Origin of the sequence: Streptomyces sp. NPDC085866, from assembly GCF_044541035.1 — a bacterium.
GTDB lineage: Bacteria > Actinomycetota > Actinomycetes > Streptomycetales > Streptomycetaceae > Streptomyces.
Genome location: NZ_JBITSQ010000016.1, coordinates 71,598 through 89,401 on the forward strand (window position 1 = coordinate 71,598; position 17,804 = coordinate 89,401).

A 17,804-nucleotide genomic window follows, 5' to 3' on the forward strand; every position below is an offset into this window, starting at 1 on the left:
TGTGCTTTTCACCAAAGACCTCAAGGGAGTTGGAGGCGACGCCGACAAAGGATCCGTGAGTACCCTTGCGCACACCATGATGACCGCCGCCCGCTCCGCAGACTCTGGTCTGACCGGCCCGGGCGATCTCGACCGCTACCCCTACGCCGAGGCCCCGGTGGCCGACCGTGTCGGAGTACCCGCCTGGGACGGAGCGGACCCCGAGCTGGGCCGCGTGGGCCGGCGCGCCGCGGGCAGCCGCGGACGCGGACTGCACGGCCAACTCGTCCAGCAGCTGGGTCAGATGATCGTCTCCGGCGACCTGGGGGCGGACCGCCCGCTGGTGCCCGAGGAGATCGGCCAGCGCTTCGAGGTCTCCCGCACCGTCGTCCGAGAGTCCCTCCGCGTCCTGGAGGCCAAGGGCCTCGTCAGCGCCCGCCCGAACGTCGGTACGCGCGTGCGTCCCGTCAGCGACTGGAACCTCCTGGACCCGGACATCATCGAATGGCGGGCCTTCGGGCCGCAGCGCGACGACCAGCGCCGTGAGCTGAGCGAGCTGCGCTGGACGATCGAGCCGCTCGCCGCCCGCCTCGCCGCCGGGCACGGACGGGAGGAGGTGCAGCAGCGTCTGTCCGACATGGTCGAGATCATGAGCCATGCCATGGCTCAGGGTGACGCGCTGACCTTCTCGCGCGCCGACACGGAGTTCCACGCGCTGCTCATCCAGATCGCGGGCAACCGCATGCTGGAGCACCTCTCCGGGATCGTCTCGGCCGCCCTCCAGGTCTCCGGCGGGCCGGTCACGGGCTGTGACCGGCCGAACGAGGCCTCCCTCGCCCTGCACGCGCGGATCGTCGACGCGCTCGGCACCGGCGACGGCACGGCGGCGGAGTCGGCCATGCGGCAACTGCTCACCGTCCACCCCGAGGTGGAGCGCGTGGTTCCCGCCCCGCGCGAGCACTGACCAGTACCGAAGGCGGTGCGGTCGCCAGTGTGCCGCGTTCTCGTGGTTCTCGTGGCGGCGCCGGGCCTGGGAACCGGCCGTCGCCGGACCCCGCCGGATTCCCAAGGATCCGGCGGGGTCCGGCGACGCGGCCGGCCGCCCATGCCGGCGGAGTGGTCCTGGTCGACACAACAGCGATGCGCTTTGCCTATGTCTGACCGCTTTTGACCGCTTACGGGGTGTGACTCGGGCCACGCAGATTGGGCGTAACGCTCGCGGGAGCAGCGCGATGACCTAAGAGGTGACAGCCGCGGAGGGAATACGGACGCCATGACAGGCGCTGTGCATCTTCCCGGCCCCCGCCCGCTCCGTCGGCCCATTCCCAGGCCGGTGGTCGGCTCCTGTCCGCTGTGGACGGGGCCGGAAGCCGTTTTCCAACGTTCCGAGAGGTTGTTCGTGTCGGCCAGCACATCCCGTACGCTCCCGCCGGAGATCGCCGAGTCCGTCTCTGTCATGGCGCTCATTGAGCGGGGAAAGGCTGAGGGGCAGATCGCCGGCGACGATGTGCGTCGGGCCTTCGAAGCTGACCAGATTCCGGCCACTCAGTGGAAGAACGTACTGCGCAGCCTCAACCAGATCCTTGAGGAAGAGGGTGTGACGCTGATGGTCAGTGCAGCAGAGCCCAAGCGCACCCGAAAGAGCGTCGCAGCGAAGAGCCCGGCGAAGCGCACCGCCACCAAGACGGTCGCGGCGAAGACGGTGACCACCAGGAAGGCCACCGCCACCACGGCCGCCCCGGCCGTGCCCGCCGCCCCGGCAGCCGACGACCCCGCCGAGGAAGTCGCACCCGCCAAGAAGGCAGCAGCCAAGAAGACGACCGCCAAGAAGGCGGCCGCGAAGAAGACCGTCGCCAAGAAGACGGCCGCGAAGAAGACCACGGCCAAGTCGGACGACGCCGAGCTGACCGAGGACGAGGTCCTCGAGGACACCAAGGTCGCCGACGAGCCCGAGGGCACCGAGAGCGCCGGCTTCGTACTCTCCGACGAGGACGAGGACGACGCTCCCGCCCAGCAGGTCGCCGCAGCCGGTGCCACCGCCGACCCGGTCAAGGACTACCTCAAGCAGATCGGCAAGGTCCCCCTGCTCAACGCCGAGCAGGAGGTCGAGCTCGCCAAGCGCATCGAGGCCGGTCTGTTCGCCGAGGACAAGCTGGCCAACGCCGACAAGCTCGCGCCGAAGCTCAAGCGCGAGCTGGAGATCATCGCCGAGGACGGCCGCCGCGCCAAGAACCACCTCCTGGAGGCCAACCTCCGTCTGGTGGTCTCCCTGGCCAAGCGGTACACCGGCCGCGGCATGCTCTTCCTGGACCTCATCCAGGAGGGCAACCTCGGTCTGATCCGCGCGGTGGAGAAGTTCGACTACACCAAGGGCTACAAGTTCTCCACGTACGCCACCTGGTGGATCCGTCAGGCGATCACCCGCGCCATGGCCGACCAGGCCCGCACCATCCGCATCCCGGTGCACATGGTCGAGGTCATCAACAAGCTCGCGCGCGTGCAGCGTCAGATGCTCCAGGACCTGGGCCGCGAGCCCACCCCGGAGGAGCTGGCCAAGGAGCTCGACATGACCCCGGAGAAGGTCATCGAGGTCCAGAAGTACGGCCGCGAGCCGATCTCGCTCCACACCCCGCTGGGTGAGGACGGCGACAGCGAGTTCGGCGACCTCATCGAGGACTCCGAGGCCGTCGTCCCCGCCGACGCCGTCAGCTTCACGCTTCTGCAGGAGCAGCTGCACTCCGTTCTGGACACCCTGTCCGAGCGCGAGGCCGGCGTCGTCTCCATGCGTTTCGGTCTCACCGACGGTCAGCCGAAGACCCTCGACGAGATCGGCAAGGTCTACGGCGTGACGCGTGAGCGCATCCGTCAGATCGAGTCCAAGACCATGTCGAAGCTGCGCCACCCGTCGCGTTCGCAGGTGCTGCGCGACTACCTCGACTAGGTCCCGGTCGTACGACGACGAAGGCCCGGCTCCCCTCGCGGGAGCCGGGCCTTCGCGCTGCGCGCAATCGTGCGGTGACTGACTCTGGGTGTCCCAGTAACACCCCAGAGTGAGGAGCATGCATGCGCCGTTCAATTGCCCGGGCCCTGATCCGGCCCCTGGTCCTGGCGGCCACCATGACCGCCATACCCCTGGTGGGAGCTGCCCCGGCGGCCGCCGACAGCGTGGTCGTAGGGGGTTTTCCGCTCGAGATTTCGCAAGCCCCGTGGACCGTGGCGCTCTCCAGCCGTGACCGGTTCGGAGGTACGCGCGCGGGGCAGTTCTGCGGCGGGGTGGCGGTCAGTAGGACCACTGTGCTCACCGCCGCCCACTGCGTGGACAAGGAGGTCCTCGGAGCGTCTCCGAACGAGGCGCGCGACCTCAAGGTCATCACGGGTCGTACGGACCTGCTGTCGGGTGAGGGCGAGGAGATCGCCGTACAGGGCAAACGAGTGAATCCGCGCTACGACCCGGTCACCAACTCCGGCGACTTCGCCGTGCTCACGCTCGCCGCGCCACTACCGAAGAGTGCGGTCGTGGCCATGGCGCCGGCGGGTGACCCGGCGTACACGGCGGGAACGCAGGCTCTGGTCTCCGGATGGGGTGACACGACCGGCGGCGGCACCTATGCGCATCGGCTCCACGCCGCACGCGTGCGGGTGCTGGCCGACGATCTGTGTGCCCGTGCCTACCCGGGCGGTCCGGACGGCGCCTACCGGGCCGACTCCATGCTCTGTGCCGGAGAGGTCGCGGGCGGTCCGGACGCCTGTCAGGGCGACAGCGGCGGGCCTTTGGTGGCCTCAGGGCGGCTGATCGGGCTCGTGTCCTGGGGGAGCGGCTGTGGGCGCCCCGGGAGCCCCGGTGTCTACACGCGTGTGTCCGACGTCCTGCGCACGCTGCAACCGGCCCTCGCTGGTCCGCAGAGGCCCTACAAGGGCACCTGAGGGACTGCGTGGGGGCATGAGCACGGGCGGTCGTTCCTCGTGGTGAGGAGCGGCCGCCCGTTCGCTGGCCTGTGCCAGGGCTGGCTCGTCGTGGTGCGAGATGTCAGCGCTCTTCTTCGGAAGCGGAGCCAGGAACGGTCGTCAGCCGCTCCGTCTCGTCCTGTATCTCAGCGGCGATCTTCTTGAGTTCCGGCTCGAACTTGCGACCATGGTGGGCGCAGAAGAGCAGTTCTCCGCCGCTGAGCAGGACCACGCGCAGGTATGCCTGGGCGCCGCAGCGGTCGCAGCGATCGGCGGCCGTCAGCGGGCTCGCGGGGGTCAGAACAGTAGTCACGTCGCCTCTTCTCTAGCTCGACGAGCTGTCGTACCAGGGTCAACATCCAACCAGCCCGAAAACGTTCCCGCTCGTGGCTTTTCCTCGAAAAAATCTTTCCGGGGCTGCTGTCTGCTGCCGGTTGGCGGCGAATGTGCCGTAGTGCGTCTCTTGTGTGCTTACGGTTTCGCGCTGTCTTAGGTTCACGTCCTCCCGGCGGGGTTGCCGGTTGTTCATGAGGACGTGCCCGGAGCCTAAATGGTTCATGCCTCCAAGGGAACGTGATATGTACTTCACTCCATCGAGGGATCGAACATGCATGCGAGCCTGGACTAGGCTGACTTCCCGATGAGGGTGGCGTTACAACGGCTCTACCAGGCCTCGGTACCCTCTGAGCGGCGACCGAAGCCGCCCCCTTACCCAAAAGGGGGTCACCTGAAATTCAGCGAGGAGCGAACCGCGTGACCGCCGATACGTCCGTGCCGTCCACAGCGCTGCTGGCAGGAGCAGACCGGGACGGTTCCAACTACACCGCGCGGCACCTGCTCGTCCTCGAGGGCCTCGAGGCCGTGCGCAAGCGCCCGGGCATGTACATCGGCTCGACCGACAGCCGCGGTCTGATGCACTGCCTGTGGGAGATCATCGACAACTCCGTGGACGAGGCCCTCGGTGGCTACTGCGACCACATCGAGGTGATCCTCCACGACGACGGCTCCGTGGAGGTGCGGGACAACGGCCGCGGCATCCCCGTGGACGTGGAGCCCAAGACCGGTCTGTCCGGCGTCGAGGTCGTCATGACCAAGCTCCACGCCGGCGGCAAGTTCGGCGGCGGCTCCTACGCCGCCTCCGGTGGCCTGCACGGCGTCGGCGCCTCCGTCGTCAACGCGCTGTCCGCCCGTCTCGACGTCGAGGTGGACCGCAGCGGCCACACCCACGCCATCAGCTTCCGGCGTGGTGTGCCGGGGGCCTTCCGAGGAGACGGCCCGGACGCGAAGTTCGAGGCCGGGAGCGGTCTGGCCAAGGGGAAGAAGATCCCCAGGACCCGTGCCGGCACGCGTGTGCGGTACTGGGCCGACCGGCAGATCTTCCTGAAGGACGCGAAGCTCTCCCTGGAGACGCTGCACCAGCGCGCCCGCCAGACCGCCTTCCTGGTGCCCGGCCTCACGATCGTCGTCCGCGACGAGCTCGGCCTCGGCGAGGGCGGCAGCAAGGGCGAGGAGTCCTTCCGCTTCGACGGCGGCATCAGCGAGTTCTGCGAGTACCTGGCCAGCGACAAGCCGGTGTGCGACGTGCTCCGCTTCTCGGGGCAGGGCACGTTCAAGGAGACCGTCCCGGTCCTGGACGAGCACGGCCAGATGACCCCCACCGAGGTCACGCGTGAGCTGGGCGTGGATGTCGCGCTGCGCTGGGGCACGGGCTACGACACCACCCTGAGGTCCTTCGTCAACATCATCGCCACCCCCAAGGGCGGCACCCACGTGACCGGCTTCGAGCAGGCCATCACCCAGACGCTGAACGACGTGCTGCGCGCCAAGAAGATGCTGCGTGTGGCCGAGGACAACATCGTCAAGGACGACGCCCTCGAGGGCCTCACCGCCGTCGTCACCGTGCGCCTGGCCGAGCCGCAGTTCGAGGGGCAGACCAAGGAGGTCCTCGGCACCTCGGCGGCCCGCCGCATCGTGAACAACGTGGTCTCCAAGGAGCTGAAGGCGTTCCTGACCGCCACCAAGCGTGACGCGGCCGCCCAGGCCCGGGTCGTCCTGGAGAAGGCGGTCGCCGCCGCCCGTACGCGTGTCGCGGCCCGCCAGCACAAGGACGCCCAGCGGCGGAAGACCGCTCTGGAGTCCTCGTCCCTGCCGGCCAAGCTCGCCGACTGCCGCAGCGACGACGTCGACCGCAGCGAGCTGTTCATCGTCGAGGGCGACTCCGCGCTCGGCACGGCGAAGCTGGCCCGGAACTCCGAGTTCCAGGCGCTCCTGCCGATCCGGGGCAAGATCCTCAACGTGCAGCGGTCGTCGGTGACCGACATGCTCAAGAACGCCGAGTGCGGCGCGATCATCCAGGTCATAGGAGCCGGGTCGGGCCGTACGTTCGACATCGACGCGGCCCGCTACGGCAAGATCATCATGATGACCGACGCCGATGTGGACGGTTCCCACATCCGGTGCCTGCTGCTGACGCTGTTCCAGCGCTACATGCGGCCGATGGTCGAGGCGGGCCGGGTCTTCGCCGCGGTGCCGCCGCTGCACCGCGTCGAGCTGATCCAGCCGAAGAAGGGCCAGGACAAGTACGTCTACACGTACTCGGACCGTGAGCTGCGCGACAAGCTCATGGAGTTCCAGAGCAAGGGCATCCGGTACAAGGACTCCATCCAGCGCTACAAGGGTCTGGGCGAGATGGACGCCGACCAGCTGGCCGAGACCACGATGGACCCGCGCCACCGCACCCTGCGCCGGATCAACCTCTCCGACCTGGAGGCCGCCGAACAGGTCTTCGACCTGCTCATGGGCAACGACGTGGCGCCGCGCAAGGAGTTCATCTCCAGCTCGGCGGCGACACTGGACCGGTCGCGGATCGACGCGTAACCGCTGAGCCGGGCTTCGGCCGACCGGTCCGCTCACCATGAGCGGTCCGGTCGGCCGGTCGCGTGGCTGCTCCCTGCGGTGACACCTCGCGCCCGGCCGGCCGCCCCGAGCTCGTGATCACCGCCCCACCGCAGGTCTCTCTCCACCCGTGGGTGGAGGCGGACCGGTCGCCGGATTCCACCCGCGATCCACCCCTGCTCCGATCTCCTGACCTGCGCATTTCCGTAACTTCGAAGGCGTCGGCAGCACTCGCTCCCGACACCACCTTCTCGCTTACGGAGGCTGTGATGTCCGGGCTCGTCAACGTGTTGATGATCGTGGCCGTCGTCGCCGTGGTGGTCGTGCGGCAGTTCCGTGCCCGTGCGATCGACACCGACCGGCGCTGGTGGCTGCTGCCCGTGATCCTCGCGGTCGTGGCGCTGCGCGAACCCGGCATTCTCGACGCCCACCACCGCGCCGAATCCGCCGTGCTGCTCGCCGTGGAGGTGCTCATCGGCCTGGCCACGGGCGCCGGCTGGGCCTGGACCACCCGGATCTGGACGGAGTCGGACGGCGTCGTGTGGACCAAGAGCACCCAGGCCAGCGTCGTCGTATGGCTCGTCGGCATAGCCCTCCGGGTCGGTGTCTTCGCCCTCGGCGCGGCGTTCGGCGTGCACCAGGACAGCGCGGCGCTGATGCTCGGCCTCGCCGGCACCCTGCTCGTCCGCGCCGGGGTCATGGCTTGGCGGGCCCAGGCACTCGGCTCCGCGAGCCGCCCGGCCCCGGCGTACGGTGACGACATGCGGTCGGCGCGGAGGGAGCGGGTGTGAAGGACAACGCCTGGACGCGCTGGCCGTCGCGCGAGGCGCTCGGCCGGGAGGGGATCAGCCGGCCCCGGCGCATGATCGCCTGGGCCGTCAGACTGCTCGTGATCGCCCTGCTCCTGTGGAGTGCCTTCAGCCAGAAGCACGTCGGCATCTGGGGCGCGCTCGCGGCCGCGTCGGGAGTCGTGCTGGCCGGCGTCGTCTCCTGGGCCTTCTTCCGCACGACCTACGAACACCGGCTGCTGCCGTCCCTGGGGCTCATCGGCGTGCTCCTGGGGATCGCGCTCGCGGCCCAGGCCACCGGCTTCAAAGGACCGGCCCTGGTGATCTGGTGCGGCTGCGGGGTCGCCGTCCTGGAGCGGCTGCCTCTCGGGGCCGCCCTGCCGGTGACATCGGTGGCACTGGCCTCCTACTCCGCCTCCAACAACGACGTGTGGCTGACCACGGCCGCCACGGTGGGGGGCATGGCCCTCGCCGGATACGTCCTGCGACTGGACGCGGAGGCCCGGGGCGGCGCGCAGCGGCTGCTCGCCCAGGAGCGGGCCGCGAGGGCCGCCGAGGCGGAGTCGGCGGCGCTGGGCGAGCGGGCGAGGATCGCCCGGGAGATCCACGACGTGCTGGCCCACAGCCTCTCGGCGCAACTGGTCCACCTCGAGGCGGCCCGGCTGCTGATCGAGCGGGGGGCCGACCGGGAGCAGATCCTGGAGCGCGTGGTGGCCGCCCGGGGCATGGCTCGCGACGGCCTCGCCGAGACCCGGCAGGCGCTGTCCGCGCTGCGCGGCGAGCTGACCCCGCTGGAGGACTTCCTGACCGAACTCGTCAGCGGCGCCGACGGAGCCGAGGTCACCGTCACAGGTGAGCGCAGACCCCTGCCGGCCGAGGCGTCCCAGGCCGTGCGCCGGGTGGCGCAGGAGGCACTGACGAACGTCCGCAAGCACGCCCACGGCGCCAAGGTGCACCTGCGGCTCGACTACGGCCCGCACGAAGTGACGCTGGACGTGCGGGACTCGGGCGGCCCGCCGGGCGAACTGACCGGGTCCGGCGGCGGGTACGGTCTGCTGGGGATGCGTGAGCGCGCCGAACTGCTGGGCGGCTCGCTCGACGCGGGGCCGGACGAGGAGGGGTTCTTGGTGACGTTGAAGGTGCCGGTATGACGGAGGCGGAGGGGGAGAAGAAGCCTGCGCGGGTCGTCGTCGCGGACGACCAGACCGTGGTCCGGGAAGGCATCGTGATGCTGCTCGGGCTGCTGCCCGGTGTGGAGGTCGTGGGTTCCGCGGGGGACGGCGAGGAGGCCGTGCGGCTGGTCGGGGAACTCGCCCCCGACGTGGTCCTGATGGACCTGCGGATGCCCCGCTGCGACGGCGTGGAGGCCACTCGGCGGATCCGGGCCCGGTATCCGGGGACCCAGGTCGTGGTGCTCACCACGTACGCGGACGACGAGTCGCTGTTCCCCGCGCTGCACGCGGGAGCCCGGGGCTATCTCACCAAGGACGCGGGCGGCGACGAGATCGTGCGCGCCGTGGAGAGCGTCCTGTCGGGGGACGCGGGACTGTCGCCGAGTGTCCAGCGCCGGCTGCTGGAGCGGCTGTCGGAGCCCGAGCCCAAACCGGCCGAGGCCGAGGCGCCCGACGGGCTGACCGCGCGGGAGACCGAGGTCCTGGTACTGATCGGTGAGGGGCTGAGCAACCAGGAGATCGCCCGCAAGCTGCATGTCTCCACCGCGACCGTGAAGACACACATCAACAACCTCTTCGCCAAGACGGGCCTCAAGGACCGGGCGCAGGCGGTGCGGTACGCGTACGGGAAGGGACTGGTGCGGCCCCGCGCGGAGTGAATCACCTGATGGGGTGAAGAGCTGGGGGAAGAAGAGTCAGGGATCTTCCGATCTGTCCATCCTTGGGCATGCAGTCAAGCAACGGTCGTGCCCGCGGAGCCGGGGACGGTTCCGGGGACCCGGCCGAGAGCCAGGAAGACCCCGGCGCGGTGTCCCGCGACGCGAGGTACGAGGACCCTTGGTACGACGCGCTGGCCACCGGCTGGGGCGAGCTGGACGGCACCGGTGTGCCGGCCCGGGCCGTACCGTCCGCGCGTGGGGAGCAGGACGCAGCGGATCTTCGCGCTCGTAACGTGTACGTCGAGGTGCAGCGCAGCGAGGCTTTCCAGGAGGTGCGCAGCAGGTACCGGCGGTTCGTGGTGCCGGGGGTCGCCGCCTTCCTCGCGTGGTACGTGGGGTATGTGGTCGCCGCGACGACCGCTCCCGGACTCATGGCCCGTCCCGTGATGGGAGCGGTGAACGTGGGGATGCTGGCGGGGCTCGGGCAGTTCCTGACCACGTTCCTGTTCACCTGGGCCTACGCCCGGCATGCGCGGCTGCGGCGGGACCGGGCGGCGCTGGAGCTGCGCTGGGACACCCAGGAGCTGGCACGCGGAGCCCGGGGAGGCGCCTCGTGACCGGCGATCATCAGATGCTGGCGCTGCTGCTGTTCAGCGGCTTCGTGGCCGTCACCCTGGGGATCACGACATGGGTGAGTCGCAGGCGGCAGGGTTCGGCGGAGGAGTTCTACGCCGGCGGCCGCCTCTTCTCCCCGATGGAGAATGGTTTTGCCATCGCGGGCGACTACATGTCGGCCGCCTCCTTCCTGGGGGTCACCGGGCTCATCGCCCTGTTCGGCTACGACGGGCTGCTCTATGTGGTGGGCTTCCTCGTGGCCTGGCTGGTCGTGCTGTTCCTGGTGGCGGAACTGGTGCGCAACTGCGGGCGGTTCACCCTGGCCGACGTGGTGGCCGCGCGGATGAGTGAGCGGCCGGTGCGGATCGCCGCGGGAACTTCCTCGGTCACGGTGTCCGTTCTGTATTTGGTGGCGCAAATGGTGGGCGCGGGCAGCCTGGTGGCGCTGCTGCTGGGGCGGACGAGCGGGGCGGCCCAGGCCTGGACGGTCATCGGGGTGGGCGCGCTGATGGTGATCTATGTGTCCCTGGGAGGCATGCGGGCCACCACCTGGATCCAGATCGTGAAGGCGGTTCTGCTGCTCAGCGGGACGGTCGCGCTGACCGTGCTGGTGCTGGTGCGGTTCCACGGCGACTTCGACCAGCTGCTGGTCACGGCCGCGGAGCGCAGCGGCCACGGGAGCGCGTTCCTGGCGCCGGGACTGAAGTACGGCGGGAGCTGGACGGCCCGTCTCGACTTCATCAGCCTGGGGCTCGCGCTGGTGCTGGGCACGGCGGGGCTGCCGCACATCCTGTCCCGGTTCTACACGGTGCCGACCGCGCGGGCGGCCCGTCGCTCGGTGGTGTGGTCCATCGGGCTGATCGGCGGCTTCTACCTGATGACGATCGTCCTCGGCTTCGGGGCCGCCGCCGTGGTGGGGCCGGACGTCGTGAGCCGCTCGAACGCGGCGGGGAACACGGCGGTACCCCTGCTCGCGCTCGATCTGGGCGGCGGCGCCGGTTCCACCGGCGGAACGGTTCTGTTCGCGGTCGTCGCGGCCGTCGCCTTCGCGACGATCCTCGCGGTGGTCGCCGGGATCACGCTCGCCTCCTCGGCGTCCGTGGCGCACGATCTGTACGCGTCGCTGCGGCGGCGGCGCGTCAAGGCGCGCAGTGAGGTGGCGGTGGCGCGGATCGCGGCGGTCGGCATCGGCGTCGTGGCGATCGCCCTGGGCCTGCTGGCCCGCGACCTCAACGTCGCCTTCCTGGTGGGCCTCGCCTTCGCCGTGGCCGCGTCGGCGAACCTGCCGGCACTGCTGTACTCGCTGTTCTGGCGTGCCTTCACCACACGCGGTGCCGTGTGGGCCGTATACGGCGGGCTGATTCCCGCACTCGGTCTGGTGCTCCTGTCCCCGGTGGTGTCCGGCAGCCCGGGCTCGCTCTTCCCGGACGTCGACTTCCAGTACTTCCCCCTGCAGAACCCGGGCATCGTCTCCATCCCGCTCGGCTTCCTCGCCGGCTGGCTGGGCACGGTCATCTCGGACGAGTCCGCGGACGAGGCCAAGTACGCGGAGACCGAGGTGCGCTCGCTGACCGGGGCGGGAGCCGTCTAGCCGGCGGCGTCCGACAGGTGCCGCGGGCGTGCGGCCGTGGCCCGGCAGACGGTCGCCGGGCGGCCCTACGGCGCCACCCACGCGTAGCGGTGTTCCGGGCGGCCGGTGTCGCCGTACTTCAGGGAGAGATGCAGGCGGCCCGCCTGTTCCAGGTGGCGGAGGTAGCGCTGGGCAGTGGAGCGGCTCAGGCCGGTTCGGGCGGCGACCTCGTGGGCCGACAGCGGCTGGTCCGCGTGGTGCAGGACGCCGCAGATGAGGTCCGTCGTGGGCTCCGAGTGGCCGCTGGGCAGGCCCGGCGCTGACGGCGCGGGAGACGTACGCAGAGCGCCGAAGATCCGGTCGACCTGTTCCTGGCCCGTCAGACCCCGGCCGCCCACTCGGTCGACGGTGCGGCGCAGGGCCGCATAGGAGTCCAGCCGGGTGCGCAGGGCGGCGAAGGTGAAGGGCTTGACCAGGTAGTGCAGGGCGCCCAGGCGCATCGCCTGCTGCACGGTCGTCACATCGCTGGTCGCCGTGATCATGATGACGTCGGTGCCGTGGCCCTGCTCCCGCATACGGTGGACGAGTTCGAGGCCGGTCTGGTCCGGCAGGTAGTGGTCGAGCAGGACGAGGTCGATGGCGCCGCGTTCGACGGCGGCCAGGGCCTGGGCGGCGCTGTGCGCGCGGGCGGTCACCCGGAAGCCGGGAACCTTCCCCACGTACTTGGCGTTTATCTCAGCGACGCGGAAGTCGTCGTCCACCACCAGGACGTCAATCATCAGGCCTCTCCTTCAAGGCCGGCGAGCGTTAAGCCCGTGTTTCGTGCTCCGCAGTTGTAGCGCGAGCAAAATGAGCACAACAGGCTCTTGCGAGCAAAAGAACGGCTTGTGCTCACAAGACTGCAGCTGTGGCCGGGGGCACACCTACCGTCCCGACCCATGAGCACAGACACCAGCCCCGCCATCGAGCTACGGGGCGCGAGCAAAACCTTCAGGACCCCGTCGGGGGGGCTGCACACGGCCGTGCGCGACCTGGACCTCACCGTGCGGCGTGGCGAGTTCGTGGCCGTCGTCGGGCCCACCGGCTGCGGGAAGTCCACCACGCTGACCCTCGTCAGCGGCCTGGAGGAGCCCACCGAGGGCGAGGTGCTGGTGGCCGGGCAGCCGGTCGACGGCGTCGGCGACAAGGTCGGATTCGTCTTCCAGCAGGACGCCACCTTCCCCTGGCGGACGGTCCTGTCCAACGTCATGGCCGGCCCCCGCTTCCGGGGTGTGCCCAAGGCGGAGGCCAGGCAGAAGGCCCGTGAGTGGCTGGCCCGTGTCGGACTCGCGGCCTTCGAGGACCGCTACCCGCACCAGCTCTCCGGCGGCCAGCGCAAGCGTGTCGCCCTCGCCGCCACCTTCGTCAACGACCCCGAGATCCTGCTCATGGACGAGCCGTTCTCGGCGCTCGACGTGCAGACCCGCGCGCTGATGTCGGACGAGTTGCTGGAGCTCTGGGAGGGCACCGGCGCCTCCGTCGTCTTCGTCACCCACGATCTGGAGGAGTCCATCGCGCTGGCCGACAAGGTCGTCGTGATGACCGCCGGGCCCGCGACCGTGAAGCAGGTCTTCGACATCGACCTGCCGCGGCCGCGCAAGGTCGAGTCGGTGCGCCTGGAGCCGCGGTTCATCGAGATCTACCGCGAGATCTGGGAGTCCCTCGGCGAAGAGGTCCGCATCACCCGCGAGAGGGGTGCCGCCCATGTCGCCTGACGTCATGCCCGAGGCCCAGGTCGCGCTGACCATGACCGAGCCCGGCAACAAGACGGACCGCACGCAGTCACGCGCGCGTGCCGCCCGCAGACGCAAGGCCGTCGTCATGGGCGCCCGCGTACTGCTCCTGATCGCGGTCCTCGGCCTCTGGGAGGCGCTCTCCCGGGCCAAGACCATCGATCCGTTCAACTTCTCGATGCCCTCGAAGATCTGGGACCAGATCTGGACCTGGGTGATGCACGGGACCGCCCAGGGCTCCCTCGGCGAGCAGATCTGGGCCACGGTCCACGAGGCGCTGCTCGGCTGGGTGCTCGGTGTGGTCGCCGGTGTCGTGTTCGGTATCGCCCTCGGGCGGATCACCTTCCTCGCCGACGTCCTTGGCCCATACATCAAGGTGCTCAACTCGATCCCCAGGATCGTCCTGGCCCCGATCTTCGTGATCTGGTTCGGACTCGGCCCTGCCTCCAAGGTCGCGTCGGCCGTCGTGCTGGTGTTCTTCCCGGTGTTCTTCAACGCCTTCCAGGGCGCCCGCGAAGTCGACCGCAACCTGGTCTCCAACGCCCGGATCCTCGGCGCGAGCGACCGCAGGGTCACGCTCCAGGTCGTCATCCCGTCGGCCACCTCGTGGATCTTCACCAGCCTCCACGTCAGCTTCGGCTTCGCCCTCATCGGCGCCATCGTCGGCGAGTACATCGGCGCGACCAAGGGCATCGGCCTGCTCGTCGCGCAGTCGCAGGGCACCTTCAACGCGGCCGGCGTCTACGCCGCGATGGTCATCCTCGCCGCCGTCGCCCTCGTCGCCGAAGGGCTGCTCACCTTCGCCGAGCGTCGCATCTTCCGGTGGAAGCCGGCGGGCTCCGACAGCTGAGCGCCCCCGAATCACCCCTCTTTCGAACGCTTCTCCGAGCCACCCCCCTTTCCCCGCACCGCCCTCTCACAAGGACGTGAACCGCCATGCGCAAGTCCGCCAGATACACCACCCTGGCCGCCGCCGGTCTGCTCGCCCTCTCCTCCCTGACCGCCTGTGCCAATGACGCGGCGAGCACCGCCTCGGCCGGCTCCGGCAGCAAGGGCGACGGCAAGGGCACGAAGGTCAAGATCATGGTCGGCGGCCTCGACAAGGTCATCTACCTGCCCGCGATGCTCACCCAGCGGCTCGGCTACTTCGACGCCGAGGGCCTCGACGTGGAGCTGCTGAGCGAGCCCGCCGGCGTCCAGGCCGAGACCGCGCTCGTCTCCGGCCAGGTGCAGGGGGCGGTCGGCTTCTACGACCACACCCTCGACCTCCAGGTGAAGGGCAAGTCCGTGGAGTCCGTGGTGCAGTTCTCGCACGCGCCCGGCGAGGTGGAGGTCGTCTCCAACAAGGCGGCGGGCCACATCACTTCACCCAAGGACTTCAAGGGGAAGAAGCTCGGTGTCACCGGTCTCGGCTCCTCGACCGACTTCCTCACCAAGTACCTCGCCGTCAAGAACGGCGTGAAGGTCAGCGAGTTCACCCCTGTGGCCGTCGGTGCTGGACCGACCTTCATCTCGGCGCTCCAGCAGGGCGCGATCGACGGCGGCATGACCACCGACCCGACCGTCGCCACCATCCTGGACAAGAAGGCCGGCAAGGTCCTCCTCGACATGCGCACCCCGGAGGGCTCGCAGGCGGCGCTGGGCGGGCCGTACCCGTCGTCGAGCCTGTACATGCAGACGGACTGGGTCAACAGCCACAAGGACACCGTCCAGAAGTTGGCCAATGCATTCGTCAAGACGCTCAAGTGGATGTCCACCCACAGCGCGGACGAGATCGCGGCCAAGATGCCCGCCGACTACTCCCAGGGCGACAAGGCGCTCTACGCCGAGGCGATCAAGAGCACGCTGCCGATGTTCACCAAGGACGGTGTGATGCCCGCGAACGGTCCCGAGACCGTCGAGAAGGTCCTCAAGTCGTTCAACCCCACCATCCAGAACGCCAAGGTGGACCTGAGCAAGACGTTCACGACCGAGTTCGTCGAGAAGGCGGCCGAGTGACGGCTCGCTGACGCCCGCTCAGGCGCGGGTCGCCCACACGTAACGGTGTTCCGGGCGGCCCGCGTCGCCGTATTTGAGGGTCAGCCGGGCTCGTCCCGTGCGCTCCAGGAGCTTGAGGTAGCGCTGGGCGGTCTGGCGGCTCACCCCGGTCCGCTCGGCGATCTCCTGGGCGGACAACGGCCCCTCGGCGCTCATCAGGGACTGGCGCACCAGCTCGGCCGTGGTGGGGGAGTGCCCCTTGGGCAGCTGCGGCTCCGACGGCGCCGACAGGGCGCCGAAGATGCGGTCCACCTCGGCCTGTTCGGCCTCGCCGCCGCCGTCCAGCGTGCGGCGCAGCTGGGCGTACGCCTCCAGCTTGGCCCGCAGCCCGGCGAAGGAGAACGGCTTCACCAGGTACTGCAGGGCGCCGTGCCGCATGGCCGCCTGGACGGTCGACACGTCCCGGGCGGCCGTCACCATGATCACGTCGGTCTGGTGGCCGCGCCGGCGCATCTCCTGGACGACCGCGAGCCCGGTGTCGTCGGGCAGGTAGTGGTCCATGAGGACCAGGTCGAGCCGCGGGAACGTCTCCAAGTGGCGCAGCGCCTCGGCCGCGTTGTGCGCCTCGCCGGCCACATGGAAGCCGGGCACCTTCTCGACGTAGGCGGCGTTGACCCGAGCGACCCGCACGTCGTCGTCCACGACCAGGACCTCGATCATCGCGCCTCCTCCTCGGCAGCGGTGGGGACGTCCCCGGGGGCAGGTTCCCCGGATCCGGTGAGGACCGGCTGCCCGGGCCCCGTGAGGACCGGCTCCAGTTCCGGCTCGGTCAGTGCCTCGGGCAGGACTACGGTGAACTCCGCGCCCCCGCCGTCCGCCGCGCCCACCGTCGCGCTCCCGCCCTGCCGTTCGGCGAGCCGGCGCACCAGCGAGAGCCCGAGGCCCCGCTTGCCGTGCGCGGGCGGCTGCTTGGTGGACCACCCCTCCGTGAAGATCAACTCCCGTTGGTCCTCCGGGATCCCGGGCCCGGTGTCGTGCACGCGGAGGACGACCGTACGGCCCTCGGTGCGCAACTCGACCTCCACGCGCGCGTGCGGAGTACCCGCGACCGCGTCGAGCGCGTTGTCCACGAGGTTGCCCACGACCGTGACCAGCCCCCGGGGGTCGATCAGCCGGTCCGGGAGCCGGGTGCGTTCCGACACCCACAGGGCGACCCCTCGTTCGGCCGCCACGGTCGCCTTGCCGACCAGCAGGGCGGCGAGCAGCGGGTCCTGGATCTTCTCGGTGACCTGCTCGGCGGTGACCCGGTGGTCCCCGACGACCTCGCCGACGAACTCCACGGCGTCGTCGTACATCTCCAGCTCCAGCAGCCCGAGCAGGGTGTGCATGCGGTTGGCGTGCTCGTGGTCCTGGGCGCGCAGGGCGTCGATCAGGCCGCGCGTGGAGTCGAGTTCGCGGCCCAGCTGCTCCAGTTCGGTGCGGTCGCGCAGGGTGGCCACGGCGCCGCCGTCGTCCGTGGGCATGCGGTTGGCGACCAGGACGCGCTGGCCGCGCACGGTCAGCAGGTCGGTGCCGGTCACCCGCCCGGCCAGAACGTCCGCCGTACGACCCTCGCCCAACGCCTGGTCCAGGGACTTGCCGACGGCCTCGTCGCCGATGCCCAGCAGCCGCCGTGCCTCGTCGTTGAGCAGCCGGATGCGGCCGCCGCGGTCGAGCGCGACCACGCCCTCGCGGATGCCGTGCAGCATCGCCTCGCGCTCGGCGAGCAGCGCCGAGATGTCGGAGAAGGCCAGGTCCCGGGTCTGCCGCTGCACCCGCCGGGAGATCAGCCAGGCGGCCAGCGCACCCACCGCGAGAGCGCCGCCGGCGTAGGCGAACAGCCCCGGGATCGCGCTGATCAGCCGGGCGCGCACGCTGTCGTACGCGATACCGACCGAGACCGCGCCGATGATCCGGTGGTCGGCGTCGTACAGAGGCACCTTGCCGCGGGCCGAGCGGCCCAGGGTGCCCCTGTCGATCTCCATGACCTCCTTGCCGGCCAGGGCGTCGCGCGGGTCGGTGGAGACCGGCCGGCCGATCTCGCTCGGGGTGGGGTGCGACCAGCGGATCCATCGCCGGTCCAGCACCACGATGTACTCGGCGTTCGTGGCGTGCCGGATCCGCTCGGCCTCCTTCTGGACCGGTCCGTCACGGGTCGGCGGGGTGTGCTCGACGCCCTCGGCGATCTGCGGGTCCTGTGCCGTGGTCTGGGCGATGGCCAGCGCGCGGCGCATCGCCTCCTGGTCCAGCTGTTTGCTCAGCGGAGCCAGGAAGAGCCCGGTCGCGAGCACCGCGACCCCCGCGGCGATCGCCACCTGCATCAGCAGCACCTGCGAGAAGACCCGCCGCGGCAGACCGAGGCGCAGGCGGCGTGCGGGGGGAGTGGGGCTCAT

Annotated in this window: 16 protein-coding genes; 12 read left to right on the forward strand and 4 right to left on the reverse strand. The window is 70.1% G+C overall.

Annotated features, from left to right (window positions below):
• Positions 1-55: 55 nt before the first annotated feature.
• The 3 genes from ACIF83_RS34535 to ACIF83_RS34545 all read left to right on the forward strand — a co-directional run bounded on the left by ACIF83_RS34535 (position 56) and on the right by ACIF83_RS34545 (position 3,903).
• Positions 56-943, forward strand: a complete 888-nt coding sequence (locus tag ACIF83_RS34535) for a FadR/GntR family transcriptional regulator (protein WP_393480996.1) — start codon at positions 56-58, stop codon at positions 941-943.
• A 435-nt stretch (positions 944-1,378) separates the two neighbouring features.
• On the forward strand, positions 1,379-2,920 hold the full coding sequence (locus ACIF83_RS34540; protein WP_393480999.1) for an RNA polymerase sigma factor: 1,542 nt from the start codon (positions 1,379-1,381) through the stop codon (positions 2,918-2,920).
• Between the two features lie 122 nt (positions 2,921-3,042).
• Positions 3,043-3,903, forward strand: a complete 861-nt coding sequence (locus ACIF83_RS34545) for a serine protease (RefSeq protein ID WP_399732853.1) — start codon at positions 3,043-3,045, stop codon at positions 3,901-3,903.
• Between the two features lie 103 nt (positions 3,904-4,006).
• Here ACIF83_RS34545 and ACIF83_RS34550 read toward each other — a convergent pair whose 3' ends face one another.
• On the reverse strand, positions 4,007-4,237 hold the full coding sequence (locus ACIF83_RS34550; protein ID WP_393481003.1) for a hypothetical protein: 231 nt from the start codon (positions 4,235-4,237) through the stop codon (positions 4,007-4,009).
• 440 nt (positions 4,238-4,677) lie between these two features.
• On the opposite strand from ACIF83_RS34550, the gene ACIF83_RS34555 reads away from it, so the two are divergent.
• The 6 genes from ACIF83_RS34555 (at position 4,678) to ACIF83_RS34580 (ending at position 11,644) form a co-directional block, all read left to right on the forward strand.
• A complete protein-coding gene (locus ACIF83_RS34555) occupies positions 4,678-6,801 on the forward strand; it encodes a type IIA DNA topoisomerase subunit B (protein WP_393481005.1) in 2,124 nt (707 codons plus the stop codon).
• Between the two features lie 287 nt (positions 6,802-7,088).
• A complete protein-coding gene (locus ACIF83_RS34560; RefSeq protein ID WP_399732857.1) occupies positions 7,089-7,610 on the forward strand; it encodes a DUF1453 domain-containing protein in 522 nt (173 codons plus the stop codon).
• Positions 7,607-8,758, forward strand: coding sequence for a histidine kinase (locus ACIF83_RS34565; protein ID WP_393481009.1), 1,152 nt, complete (start codon positions 7,607-7,609; stop codon positions 8,756-8,758). Before ACIF83_RS34560 ends, ACIF83_RS34565 begins: the two co-directional genes overlap by 4 nt.
• Positions 8,755-9,438, forward strand: a complete 684-nt coding sequence (locus ACIF83_RS34570) for a response regulator (protein ID WP_393481011.1) — start codon at positions 8,755-8,757, stop codon at positions 9,436-9,438. Before ACIF83_RS34565 ends, ACIF83_RS34570 begins: the two co-directional genes overlap by 4 nt.
• 68 nt (positions 9,439-9,506) lie before the next feature.
• Complete coding sequence (locus ACIF83_RS34575; RefSeq protein WP_399732861.1) at positions 9,507-10,055, forward strand: DUF485 domain-containing protein; 549 nt, start codon at positions 9,507-9,509, stop codon at positions 10,053-10,055.
• Positions 10,052-11,644 (forward strand): cation acetate symporter, encoded by a 1,593-nt coding sequence (locus ACIF83_RS34580; RefSeq protein ID WP_398141110.1) that lies wholly within the window; start codon positions 10,052-10,054, stop codon positions 11,642-11,644. The genes ACIF83_RS34575 and ACIF83_RS34580 overlap by 4 nt, the downstream gene beginning before the upstream one ends.
• A gap of 65 nt (positions 11,645-11,709) precedes the next feature.
• Here the strand turns inward: ACIF83_RS34580 and ACIF83_RS34585 are convergent, their stop codons facing one another.
• Complete coding sequence (locus tag ACIF83_RS34585; protein WP_399732864.1) at positions 11,710-12,402, reverse strand: response regulator; 693 nt, start codon at positions 12,400-12,402, stop codon at positions 11,710-11,712.
• 159 nt (positions 12,403-12,561) lie between these two features.
• Here ACIF83_RS34585 and ACIF83_RS34590 point away from each other — a divergent pair, with 159 nt between their 5' ends.
• The 3 genes from ACIF83_RS34590 to ACIF83_RS34600 all read left to right on the forward strand — a co-directional run bounded on the left by ACIF83_RS34590 (position 12,562) and on the right by ACIF83_RS34600 (position 15,393).
• Positions 12,562-13,377: an ABC transporter ATP-binding protein gene (locus ACIF83_RS34590; RefSeq protein WP_393481021.1), complete on the forward strand. Its 816-nt coding sequence runs from the start codon at positions 12,562-12,564 to the stop codon at positions 13,375-13,377.
• Positions 13,367-14,245, forward strand: a complete 879-nt coding sequence (locus ACIF83_RS34595; RefSeq protein WP_398141108.1) for an ABC transporter permease — start codon at positions 13,367-13,369, stop codon at positions 14,243-14,245. The genes ACIF83_RS34590 and ACIF83_RS34595 overlap by 11 nt, the downstream gene beginning before the upstream one ends.
• Positions 14,246-14,331: 86 nt before the next feature.
• Complete coding sequence (locus ACIF83_RS34600) at positions 14,332-15,393, forward strand: ABC transporter substrate-binding protein (RefSeq protein ID WP_393481025.1); 1,062 nt, start codon at positions 14,332-14,334, stop codon at positions 15,391-15,393.
• Between the two features lie 18 nt (positions 15,394-15,411).
• Here ACIF83_RS34600 and ACIF83_RS34605 read toward each other — a convergent pair whose 3' ends face one another.
• Together ACIF83_RS34605 and ACIF83_RS34610 are read right to left on the reverse strand one after the other, a co-directional pair.
• Positions 15,412-16,092 carry a response regulator gene (locus tag ACIF83_RS34605; protein ID WP_393481027.1) on the reverse strand — a complete coding sequence of 227 codons (681 nt, stop codon included), beginning with the start codon at positions 16,090-16,092 and terminating at the stop codon, positions 15,412-15,414.
• A complete protein-coding gene (locus ACIF83_RS34610) occupies positions 16,089-17,804 on the reverse strand; it encodes an ATP-binding protein (RefSeq protein WP_399732870.1) in 1,716 nt (571 codons plus the stop codon). Before ACIF83_RS34610 ends, ACIF83_RS34605 begins: the two co-directional genes overlap by 4 nt.